This is a genomic window from Sphingobacterium gobiense, from assembly GCF_002980575.1.
In the GTDB taxonomy this organism is placed as follows: domain Bacteria; phylum Bacteroidota; class Bacteroidia; order Sphingobacteriales; family Sphingobacteriaceae; genus Sphingobacterium; species Sphingobacterium gobiense.
On record NZ_PVBS01000006.1, the window covers coordinates 33993 to 45980 of the forward strand.

The 11988-nt window shown below is 45.3% G+C and carries 5 protein-coding genes; all 5 read left to right on the plus strand.

Annotated features, from left to right (window positions below):
- Window positions 1-55: 55 nt before the first annotated feature.
- Window positions 56-3298, plus strand: a complete 3243-nt coding sequence (locus C5749_RS18930) for a SusC/RagA family TonB-linked outer membrane protein (RefSeq protein WP_105727793.1) — start codon at window positions 56-58, stop codon at window positions 3296-3298.
- A gap of 11 nt (window positions 3299-3309) precedes the next feature.
- Window positions 3310-5202, plus strand: coding sequence for a SusD/RagB family nutrient-binding outer membrane lipoprotein (locus tag C5749_RS18935; protein WP_105727794.1), 1893 nt, complete (start codon window positions 3310-3312; stop codon window positions 5200-5202).
- 99 nt (window positions 5203-5301) lie between these two features.
- Window positions 5302-6525: an exo-beta-N-acetylmuramidase NamZ family protein gene (locus tag C5749_RS18940; RefSeq protein ID WP_105727795.1), complete on the plus strand. Its 1224-nt coding sequence runs from the start codon at window positions 5302-5304 to the stop codon at window positions 6523-6525.
- 214 nt (window positions 6526-6739) lie between these two features.
- Window positions 6740-10045, plus strand: a complete 3306-nt coding sequence (locus tag C5749_RS18950) for a SusC/RagA family TonB-linked outer membrane protein (RefSeq protein ID WP_245893847.1) — start codon at window positions 6740-6742, stop codon at window positions 10043-10045.
- A 3-nt stretch (window positions 10046-10048) separates the two neighbouring features.
- Window positions 10049-11812 (plus strand): RagB/SusD family nutrient uptake outer membrane protein, encoded by a 1764-nt coding sequence (locus C5749_RS18955; protein WP_105727798.1) that lies wholly within the window; start codon window positions 10049-10051, stop codon window positions 11810-11812.
- Window positions 11813-11988 lie beyond the last annotated feature (176 nt).

An 11988-nucleotide genomic window follows, 5' to 3' on the forward strand; every position in this document is an offset into this window, starting at 1 on the left:
TTTTGTAAGATCACCCTCAGATCTAAGTCTTTAACTTATATAACTAACTAAACAAATGAACAAAGCTTTTTTACTTTGGACAGTCGTTTTAGGAAGCGCCCTATGTAAGGTCTATGCTGGCGCTGGATCGAGTCCATATTCGATCCACGACGTGCTTGACAACATTGGTGTGTCTGTTAAAACACCTGCTGTCGTTCAGAATCAGATTTCAGGAACCGTTCGAGATGTATCGGGATCGCTCGCCGGTGTGACGGTCACCGTCGTTGGTTCCACGGTTGTGGTACAGACCGACCGAAACGGTATTTTTTTATTGAATGCTCCCAGGGGGAGTACGCTGCGTTTTTCGGCCTTGGGGTATCACACAAAGGAGGTCGTGGCATCTTCTAACCAATTGTCTGTACAGCTCGAAGCGGCAGAAGAGACGATAGACGAGGTAATCGTGACAGCGATGGGAATTACGCGGGAACGCAAAAGTTTGGGATACGCCGCACAAGATCTCGGCGCCGAGGAGCTGATGAAAAATAAAACCGCGAATATTATTAACTCCTTAGCAGGAAAAATTGCAGGTGTGAATGTCACGCAAACGAGCGGAGGTGCGGGAGCTGGTGCTAGCATCATTTTACGAGGTGGAACATCCTTACAGCGGGATAATCAGCCGTTGTTTGTGGTGGACGGGCTTATTTACGACAATTCCAGTAGTATCAATGGAAATAGTGGTTTTGACGGAGCACAATCGACCAACTCGACATACAGCAATAGGGTGATGGATATTAACCCAGAGGACATCGAGAACGTATCGGTGCTGAAGGGGCCAGCGGCTGCCGCACTTTATGGTTCGCGCGCAGCCAACGGGGTAGTGCTCATAACGACTAAAAGTGGAAAATCAGGCAAAGCGGAGATCAGTGTCAACTCACGCTTTGTGTCAAACTGGGCAAATCGTCTGCCGGAATATCAGCATCGTTATAAACGCGGGTTCTATCAGCAAGACGGAACATTGATGGAAGGAGATGCGACAACGGCGATGCGGTCTTGGGGTGCTGCAGCTGGTTCAGGTGATGTCATGTATGACAATTTGGGCAATTTCTTCCAGTCTGCAAATACATGGGATAACTCCGTTAGTCTTTCCGGGGGTTCGGAGAATGGTAGTTTTTACCTCTCTGCGGCTAATTTTTCGTCTAATGGTATCGTTCCAAACTCCGATTATGAAAAGACTACGTTCCGTTTTAATGGCGAGCAGAAATACGGCATTTTAAAGATGGCGGCGAACGTTGCCTATTCATCCGCAGATCAGCTGAGTTCCTTGACTTCAGGAGGCTTGTACGGCTCTAGCGGAGAAGGGGCAATACAGGGCGCATATATCTGGCCACGTGACATGAATATGGGACATTGGCTGAATGATGACGGCACCAAATATCGTCCTTTCGACTGGGAATTGGTGCAAAATGACTTCGATAATCCTTATTGGATTTTAAACAAGATGCCGAGAACGGACAAGGTGAAACGTTTAACCGGTAGTTTTAAGACGAGTGTTGATATCACCGATTGGTGGGATGTACACTGGCAGGTTGGTATTGACCGTTACACACAGAATACAACCCGTTTTGCTGCGCCTGGATCAGGGATTTCCCTGATTTATATGAAAGGTATGTTAGCCGAGAATGATCAGACTTTCGAATACAAAAGTTCCAACTTGATGACTAATTTTAAGAAGAAGTTTGGGGATTTCGATATGAATTTGATGATGGGTACGATGGCAGAACTAACCGATGTGGAGTATAACGGCAGAAGAGCGTGGAACTTTATTATGCCGGAGTTTTATACCTATCTGAATACGGCATTGACCGATCGGGATGCGGCACAGTCACGTTCCGATAAGCGTTTGGTAGGCTTATTCGGCGAGTATCGGGTATCCTATAAAGATTATGCTTACTTAACCTTTACAGGTCGCAACGATTGGTCTTCTACGTTACCAATGGAAAACCGATCGTACTTCTACCCATCCATTCAAGGGAGTTTTATTTTCTCGGAGTTTATCCCGGAAAACAATTTTCTTTCTTACGGAAAAATTCGCGCATCTCTAGCTAGGGTAGGTAAAGACACGGATCCATACGTAACCAACACGTATGTCAACAATCCGGTTCCTACATTGTATAACGGAGGTCTGGGGACTGGAGTGCGCAATGCTTGGTTACGTGGTAATGCTGAGCTCTTGCCGGAGATAACAGAAGCGCAGGAGTATGGGATAGATTTTAAGTTTTTCCGCAGTCGCCTTGGAATGGAATTTACCTATTATAAGAATACGAGTTTCAATCAATTGTTGCAGCCGCGCACTTCGCAGGCAACAGGTTATATCCTGATGTGGACCAATGCGGCGGATATAGAGAATAGGGGTCTGGAGCTTACTTTGACAGGATCCCCGATCCAACGGGAGAACTTTCGTTGGGATGTTACGGTTAACGGATCGCGGAACAAAGGTCGGGTAAATAATCTGTTGCCCGGACTAGAAGTATTGTATGTAACGGATGTGCAGGTCGGGAATGCGAAAGCAGCATCTTTTAACAATGGAAACTTCATGGGAATTTCCGGTTCGGAGTGGCTGCGTAGCCCCGAAGGACATTTAGTGTTGAATCCGGAATCTGGTATGCCACAGTCGGATGGGCTGGATACACACGAGATCGGAAACCGTGAATCACGGTTTTTCGGAGGTATCAACAACAGCCTTCAATATAAAGATTGGAACTTATCATTCTTGTTAGATTTCCGCATCGGCGGAGATGTATACAATGGAACAGAATATGCAATGACGCAATACGGGATGAGTAAACGCTCCATGGATCGGGAAAGCTTATCGATAACCGGTGTGGTGCAAGAGGGAACAGATGCAAACGGTGCACCTATTTATTCCGACGTAAAGACTTTTGATTATCGGACAGGAGAGATGTATACAATCGGTAACCAGCAGGTGAGTGGTGAGCATATAATTAGTGACTACTGGTGGCGTGGGGCGTACAACTTGGAATCCAGGAACTATATGACGAATACCAACTGGCTGCGCCTTAGAACCATTTCCTTGAGCTATTCCTTGCCGAATTCCTTGCTGAGCCGTACCAAGGCTATTAAGCGCGCGAGTGCGACATTGACAGGTACGAACTTGTTATTATGGACAAATTACAAAGGGATGGATCCTGAGACGTCTGCAGCCGGTGCAGGGGCGGTCGGTTCAAGCTCGGTAGGAATAGATCACAACGGTATCCCTGCGCTGTCGGGCGTAACGTTTGGACTTAACTTAATTTTTTAAACGAAGAAATTATGAAAAGACTTATATATATATATGGGATACTGTTATTATGCAGTGTTTCGTCCTGCAATAAATGGCTGGACGTGAATGATAACCCTAGTCAGGCGAACCAAGATGTGCCTTCACCTGATTTAAGATTGCGGTCTATACAGATGCAGTTTGTGGACGCTTACGAGTCTTCGGGTACACGAGCAGCATGGTTAACGCAGAATATTACGAAAACCCTTGGTACTACAAACAACGATAATATCGTCAAGTGGGATTTTCCGTTGGCATCGACTACCTGGCCGTATCAGGTGTGGTTTGTTAATACGGCATCAAATTTGGAGCCGATGATCAACAAAGCCACGGAAGAAGGTGCTTGGCACTACGTGGGGGCTGCGCAGCTCATGCATGCTTGGGGGTTTATGCTGATGCTGGATCTTTACGGAGAAATGCCTTATACCGAAGCTTTAGGAAATAATATTTCACCGGTCTACGACGACGGCGAGACGATGTTCTATGGCTGTTTGGATATGTTGGAACTGGCAATTGAGAATCTAAGCAAAGAACAGGAAACTGGCGCTACGCCTTTGTCAAGTGGCGATATATGGAATGAAGGTGACCCGCAGAAATGGCTAAAACTGGCGTATGGCTTGAAAGCACGTTGGCTGAATAACTTGACCAAGAAGTCGTTTTATAACCCCGATGCTGTTTTGGCAGCTCTGGATAAAGCGGCACAGTCTAATGCTGACAACACCGTTATGGATGCCATCAACACAGCAGAAACCAACATCTCCGGCATTGTCCGTTCGATGCAGCATGGTAACATCGGTGCAACAGCAAGCCGCTTGACCAAATGGTACACGGATTTGCTGACAAACGATTTTACCGGTGGTTCCGGCATATTGGATCCGCGAGCGACTCGGATTATCCCGAGTGCAGAGTTTTACAACAGCAGTACGGGGCAGAAAGAATGGCGCCTGTCTGAAGGGGTAGATTTATCATCCCCTATCCGTACCCAAAGTGGACCAGTACTCTATGAGATTATGGCAACAAAAGCGGATCCCGGTACTACACACCCGTCGGGCTACGTGCGTGCAACCGCCGCTCAACGCGCCGATGCCTCCTTTACCAATAGGTGGTTCACAACCAATAACACCGCATCTCGTCAGGGTGATTCGGTATATGTTTCCGTTTATTCCGATCGCTTGGATTGGATTGCCCAACATCCCGACAACACGAATGATCGGTATTTGGCAAATCGGTATAACGGTATGACGTTTGAAAATCCAAACTATAATAATGATGTGATTAACGTTAATTCTACGGGTAGTTTCTATATCCGTGCGGATGCGCCTGCACATCTGGTCTGTTATCCGGAGATGTGCTTTATCAAGGCGGAGGTATTGCTTCGTAAGAATGATCCGGCAAATGCACTGATCGCGTATAAAAGTGGGATTCGAGCGCATATGGAAGCGATGAATGAAAAGTTGCACACTTATCCTCAGGTTAGAGGTAAAGAGGTAATCTCGGAGACAGAAATAGCCGACTTTTTGGCGAGCGCTGCGGTGGCGCAAACAGCAGGGGAATTGACAATGGCAAAAATTATGCAACAAAAGCAGATTGCCATGTCGCTCACCATGCAAAATTGGAATGATATGCGTCGGTTCAATTATTCTGCCCCAGATCCGCAGTTTGGCGTGGTTTATCCGGATTTTGGGCGTCCATTTGAGGTAACTAGTGCTACGGTATCGGAGTGTTACCCTGGTGCAAGCCCATCGGATGTACGCTATTGGCCGCGCCGCATACAACACTGTGTTCACGAGCGGAACTACAACGAAAAGAATTGGCTAGCTTCTCACCCCGAGGCAAATCGACGGTCGATTATTTCGGCTCCAGTATGGTGGGATATAGCGGACTAAAAACGTCATCGTAGATAAAAGGTCGGGATTTTCTCGACCTTTTATTTTTTTATTAACTTTTCTTGTTTATGTTTGTTGTGTAAACAAAAACGCATAAATATGAAAAGATACGGTTATTTATTACTGTTTATGTCAATAACCTTCTCCGCATGCGGAGGAAACACGCAAGACAGCAAAGGAAATTCAGAAGCCGATACGTTGTCAGAAAATAATCGGGTAATCCCCGCAGCTGATCAACTCGAAGCCTATTTACCTTTGTTAAAAGGAAAGAAGGTCGGCTTGATGGGCAACCAGACTTCAATAGTAGGAGAAGATAAGGAACACTTGGTAGACGTATTGCTTCGGGAAAATGTCGACCTAAAATTTGCATTTGCGCCTGAGCATGGATTTCGCGGTGATATTGAACGCGGAGAAAAAGTGGATAATACGGTTGATAAAAAGACGGGGCTTACATTGCATACGTTGTATGGTGAAAATGCGAAAGCAGACTCTATTGTAGGATCTGTAGATGTCATGATTTTCGACTTGCAGGATGTTGGCGCCCGATTTTACACTTATGTAGCCTCCATGCACCGAGTAATGCAGCTTTGTGCAGATCAGGGTAAAAAAGTAATCGTGTTGGATAGGCCTAATCCCAATGGAGACCAAGTGGATGGCCCGGTACGGAAAGACGATAAGTTTAAAGCGAACATCAGCTATCATAAAATAGCCATGATTCACGGCTTGACGGTAGGTGAGTTGGCGAAAATGATTAATGGAGAAGGTTGGTTGGACGGTGGTAAACAGTGCGATTTAGAGGTAATTCCCGTCAAGAACTGGGATCATAGTACACCGTATGAGTTGCCGGTGGTTCCATCGCCGAGTTTACCAAATTATACATCGGTTAGACTGTACATGTCGCTATGTCTTTTCGAAGGGACCGATATCAGTATAGGCCGCGGTACAGATTGGCCGTTCCAAGTAGTGGGTTACCCCGATCCTGTATTTGGCGAATTTACCTTTACACCGGGTACACGTCCGGGGATGGCTGCACACGTGGAGCAGCAAGGTAACTTGTGCTACGGAATAGATTTGCGGAATGTAGATGCGGTTAATGAAAAATTCACCTTGAAGTATTTGTTGGACTTCTATAATAAAATGCCAGATAAGAGCCAATTTTTTGCCCGTCCAGCGTTTTTCGATAAGCTTGCGGGAACTGATAAATTACGAAAGCAAATTCTTGCCGGAAAAACGGAAACCGAAATCCGTAATAGTTGGACAGAAGAGCTGAATGCTTATAAAGAAATGCGAAAAAAATATTTATTATATCCCGACTTTGAATAGTTACTGTTAACAGATTTGAAAACACGCCTTATGCGTGTTTTTTTTGTTTTTAAATAGAAACGTTATAGAATGCGCAAAAAAAGTTTGCTTTTTTAATATTGTTATTTAACTTAGTGCAGGTTTTAGCGTTTTTTTATTCTTTTTGTAGGGGTAAACGCGCATTGGAAAAAATCCTGTTAAGTAAACAATCATTATGAAAACAAACTGGCTAGCTATGAGAAAATCTGTACTATTTTCTGTTGCTTTAGCGGCATCCTCACTCACCAATGTGTCCACTGTTTTTGGCAGTTCGATAAAAGGGAGAGACATAGGTGTGTTTATGCCTAAAGACGGAGTGGGGGGAGTCGTGTCTGAAAAGCAAAATACGGTGCAAGGTGTGGTTCGAGATGCTAACGGACCTTTAGCGGGTGTGACTGTCGCGGTAATCGGAGGTCAAACAGCTACGAGTACCGATGAAACAGGATCCTACTCGATCGACGTTCCAATAGGGGCTTCTTTGCGTTTTACTTTCTTAGGGTATCTTTCGAAAGATGTCGTGGTTTCGAGCAATACATTAGACGTGGTGCTCGATGCAGACGACACGGCGTTGGATGAAGTAGTCGTAGTAGGATACGGTTCGCAGAAACGTTCCAATATTACCGGAGCTGTATCGACAGTTGACACGGAGAAAACTTTTGAAACACGCCCAATTACCGATGTAGGGAGGGCTCTACAGGGAGCGGTTTCTGGCCTTTCTATTTCTACACCAAGTGGAGACCTCGGAGGAGACCCCACCATTCGGCTGCGTGGCGTAAGCGGATCATTGCAGACACAAGGCGGTGCATCGCCACTGATATTGGTCGATGGCGTGGAAGTGCCCAGTCTGTCCATGATTAATCCCACCGATATTGAGACGATGTCGGTAATCAAAGATGCATCTGCTGCTATTTATGGGTCTAGAGCTGCATGGGGTGTTATCTTGATCAAAACGAAGTCGGGAAAACGAAATACGAAGACATCCATCAATTACTCGAATAATATTGCACTTCAGACACCGACTACAACCCCTGTTATTGCTGGAGGTGCAGAGGGTGCGAGGGCCGGATTGTTGGCTTTGCAGCGCACAAACCCCTCGTTAACCGCCTATGATAATTTAGGAACCTATTACGATGAATATGCGATCGAGAAAATGGCAGAATGGGAAAGACTCTATGGTGGTCAGGACCTAGGGTTGGAAATGGTGGAAGGACGAGACTATGAGGTTAAAGATGGTAAGCTGTATTTTCACCGCCTGTGGGATGCCGAAGATATGTTCATGCGGGATTTTACGCCGCAACAAAACCATAACCTGAATATCACCGGCGGATCTGAAAAAGTAAATTATAACGCAGGGTTTGGCTTAGTTTCCCAGACAGGTATTTTGAAAAACAATCCGGATAAATACAACCGTTATAATTTTAACCTTGGTTTAAACGCGGATATCACTGATTGGTTAACAGGATTTGCAAAGGTGTTATATTCTGCCTCTGATGTAACGAAGCCATACTCCTTCAACGGTGATGTTTTCGAACCCATTTTCTATATGTACCGCTGGCCTCGGAATTTTCCCTATGGCACCATTGACGGGCTGCCTATGCGGAATGCCGTGACGGATGTCGATCAGGCCAACATGAACAAGAGGAGTTTAAATATGGCGCGCTTCACATTCGGAGGACAGGCAACTCTCATGCCCGGCTTCACTATTGACGCCGACTATACCTATTCGCAGTTTATTGATAAGTTTGATATAAATGGTGGCAGTATAGAGGGCTGGGATTTCTGGGCAAGAACTGATTTTGTGTATCGGACATATACAGGAGCTGCGCACGACCGGGCTAGAAAAGAGCGTACGATACGCGATAGACATGTAGGGAATATCTATGCAACATATGATAAGAGCTTTAATCTGCACAACTTTAAATTTATGGCGGGTGCGAATGCAGAACTGTTCCAATCCGACAATATCTGGGGGCAACGGCTAGGGCTCCTTGACCAAGATTATCCGCAGTTAGGTTTGGCCACTGGCGATCAGACGACAAGCTCGGGCGCATCACATTGGTCTACGCTTGGTTTTTTCGGACGTATCAATTATGATTATCAAGACAAATATCTTTTGGAGGTTTTAGCACGATATGACGGTTCTTCGAGATTCAATAGGGAAAATGTTTGGGGATTTTTCCCAGCGATTTCCGCGGGTTATGTGCTCTCCAAGGAGAACTTTATGGACTGGTCAAAACCTTATCTCGATTTCCTGAAGATACGGGCGTCTTGGGGTAGCGTAGGTAATCAAACAGTGCCGCCGGGACTATATCTTTCTACCTTGAGCCAAGCTGCTAGCGATTGGGTGATAGGCGGGATTAATCAAAACACGATGACTACGCCCTCTATTGTCTCGCAAAATTTGACTTGGGAAACCGTGACTACACAAGAGATTGGGGTAGATGCGGCATTTTTCCAGAACAAATTTAACGTGACATTTAATCGTTTCCGCCGGACGATTTCAGATCTGATTACAGGTGGCGTGGTGCTGCCATCGAGCTTCGGTGCGCCTTCTCCTTTGCGTAATTTCGGGGAGATGCAAACCAACGGCTGGGAATTGGAGTTGGCATACAACCATAGCTTTAGCAATGGGTTGAATATGCGGTTGGCGGGCCAGCTGTCTGACTTTAAAGAATCGATTACCAAGTTTGACGGACAGGCGCAGGTACGCGTAGATGGAACTTCTTCAAACTATGCGGGCAAGATCGTCGGCGAGATTTGGGGCTACGAAACGGACCGTCTTTTCCAGATTGATGACTTTATTGCAAATGAGAATGGGACATATACGTTAAAAGAGGGGATACCTTCGCAATCTTTTTATGAAACAAACAGTTTTAAATTCGGGCCTGGCGATATCAAATACAGCGATCTGAACGGAGACGGTGTGATTGGTGTAGGAGATGGTACGGTACAAAATCCGGGCGATCGAAGGATCATCGGTAATTCCAATCCGAGGTATCAGTATGGATTTCGTGCTGATTTTGATTATAAAGGATTTGACCTAGGATTTTTCCTGCAAGGAGTAGGACAGCGCGATATTTGGGCGGGGGGCGATTTTATCGTGCCTGGCTGGAGGCCTGCGGAAGCGTGGTATACGCACCAGATGGACTATTGGACACCAGAAAATACAGGTGCGTTCTATTACAGGCCAACTAACCAAGGACAGAGTAACACCACACTGAATCACATGCCGCAAACCAGATATTTGCTTAATATGTCGTATTTGAGATTGAAAAATTTAACATTTGGGTACACGTTGCCAGCTTCAGTGATGGATAAAGCGAAGATTTCAAAATTGCGGGTGTTCTTCTCGGGCGAAAATCTGTTGGAATTTGACAATCTGGATGTTCCTGTTGATCCTGAAATAGACTACACCGAACAAGGGGCGCGTGATCGAAATACCTTTGGTCGTACATACCCATATCGTAGAACGTTTTCATTAGGGCTTCAATTAACTTTTTAGAAGATGAGATTACTTAAGTATATAGCAATAGCGGGCGTTTTGTCAATAACATCCTGCTCTAAAGATTTTTTAGGCGATGACTTCTTGACGAAAGATCCGTTGGACCAGTTAACGGATCCTGCCTTTTGGTCGTCCGAAAATAATATCCGGACATACACCTATGGTTTCTATAATTATTATTTTAAAGGTTATGGTAAGGGGTATGGTTTAGGTACGCTGTCCGTAGGCCAGTTTATCAACGATGATTATACGCCACAAACGCCGAACGAGATTATCGTGACGGAATTTATAATTAATGTGCCTACTTCTGGCGGAGGCTGGTCGCCGGCGTTACCGGCTAGTCAGACCCCTACAAACGCATCTTCTTATTATTCGCGTATACGCAAAGCCAATCACTTTATTGAAAGCGTTCCGAAAGCCGAGTTGGACGAAGAGGTCAGTAATCATTGGTTGGGAATCGGTCGTTTTTTCCGTGCTTTGGAATACGCCAATTTTGTCAATGCATTTGGGGATGTGCCCTATATAGATCGCGTATTAACAGAGGATGATCCGGAATTGTTTAGACCCCGCGATTCTCGTGTTTTTGTGATGGACAAGGTGTTGGAAGATTTTAGATTTGCTGCGGAGCATGTACGCGCGAGCGATGGTCCGAGCCAACAAGCGGTCAATAAATATGTCGTACTAGCTTTTATGTCACGTGTATTCTTGTTTGAAGGGACTTGGTTAAAGTACCACGGTATAGACGAAGCGAAAGCAACGGAATATTTGGAAGCCGCGAAATGGGCCGCGGAGCAGGTGATGAATGATGGATCTTTTTCAATCGCTAATGATTACCGGGGCCTATTTACCTCCGAATCACTCCAGGGAAATCCCGAAGTTATTCTGTTTAAAGAATATGCGGAAGGAATATTGCAACATAATATTATGTCGCTGAATAATTTGGAGCCCCAGGCTGGGATATCGAAAAGCGCCATCGATAGTTATTTACTAACCGACGGACTACCTATCGGCCTGTCTTCACGTTATGAAGGGGATAAGACGGTGGAAAGTGCCTTCGAAAATCGCGATGGACGGATGAAGCAGACAGTCGTTCCACAGCTAAGAATGTTGAATACTATGCCAAACTTTGCTTTTTCAGGATATGCCGTTCAGAAGTTTTTGAACGAAAGTCTAAAGAACGATGCGGTTGGAGCCGGTTCCTTGAACATTACGGATGCACCAATTATCCGTTATGGCGAGGTGCTTATGAACTACGCAGAGGCGGCGGCGGAACTTGGAATATTGACACAAGGGGATCTAGACAAGACCATCAATGTGCTCCGGAATAGAAACGGAGTAGGTCTACCGCGCTTAGAATTGTCTGGTGGACGTCCTGCTGTAAGCGGAACACCGTACGATGACCCTGCCCGCGACCCAACTGTTCCAAGCCTTCTCTGGGAAATTAGAAGGGAGCGCAGGTCCGAATTGATATTCGAGGGCCTTCGGCTGAACGATTTACGTCGATGGAAAAAGCTGGAATACGCCGATACAGAGAAAAATCCGACTAATAATAGAGGTGCTTACATTGTGAAGTCAGCGTACTCCGAGGAACAGCTGAACGGTATCACGATTGATGGTGAAGATGAGGGATATATCATACCATCAGCCTCTATTCAAAGAACAGTAGACGATAAATTGTATCTTGATCCGATTCCGCTCGATCAGATTTCGCTGTATGAAAATAACGGGGTTACGTTGGAGCAAAACCCGGGATGGGCGAGGCAATAATGTACAGACTTTGATAATTTTATGCGCCATTATATTAAAAACACGCTTTTATGCGTGTTTTTTTTATTTCCGACAAAAACACAATATAAAATGCATAAAAGTTTGGTATTTTAATATAATTACTTAATTTAGTGCAGGTTTAAGCTTATCTTGATATGATTATGCGTACAATACGC

Bases quoted from the DNA above. Each gene is read 5' to 3' on its own strand.
- C5749_RS18930 (WP_105727793.1), top strand. From the start codon at position 56: ATGAACAAAGCTTTTTTACTTTGGACAGTCGTTTTAGGAAGCGCCCTA.
- C5749_RS18935 (WP_105727794.1), top strand. From the start codon at position 3,310: ATGAAAAGACTTATATATATATATGGGATACTGTTATTATGCAGTGTT.
- C5749_RS18940 (WP_105727795.1), top strand. From the start codon at position 5,302: ATGAAAAGATACGGTTATTTATTACTGTTTATGTCAATAACCTTCTCC.
- C5749_RS18950 (WP_245893847.1), top strand. From the start codon at position 6,740: ATGAGAAAATCTGTACTATTTTCTGTTGCTTTAGCGGCATCCTCACTC.
- C5749_RS18955 (WP_105727798.1), top strand. From the start codon at position 10,049: ATGAGATTACTTAAGTATATAGCAATAGCGGGCGTTTTGTCAATAACA.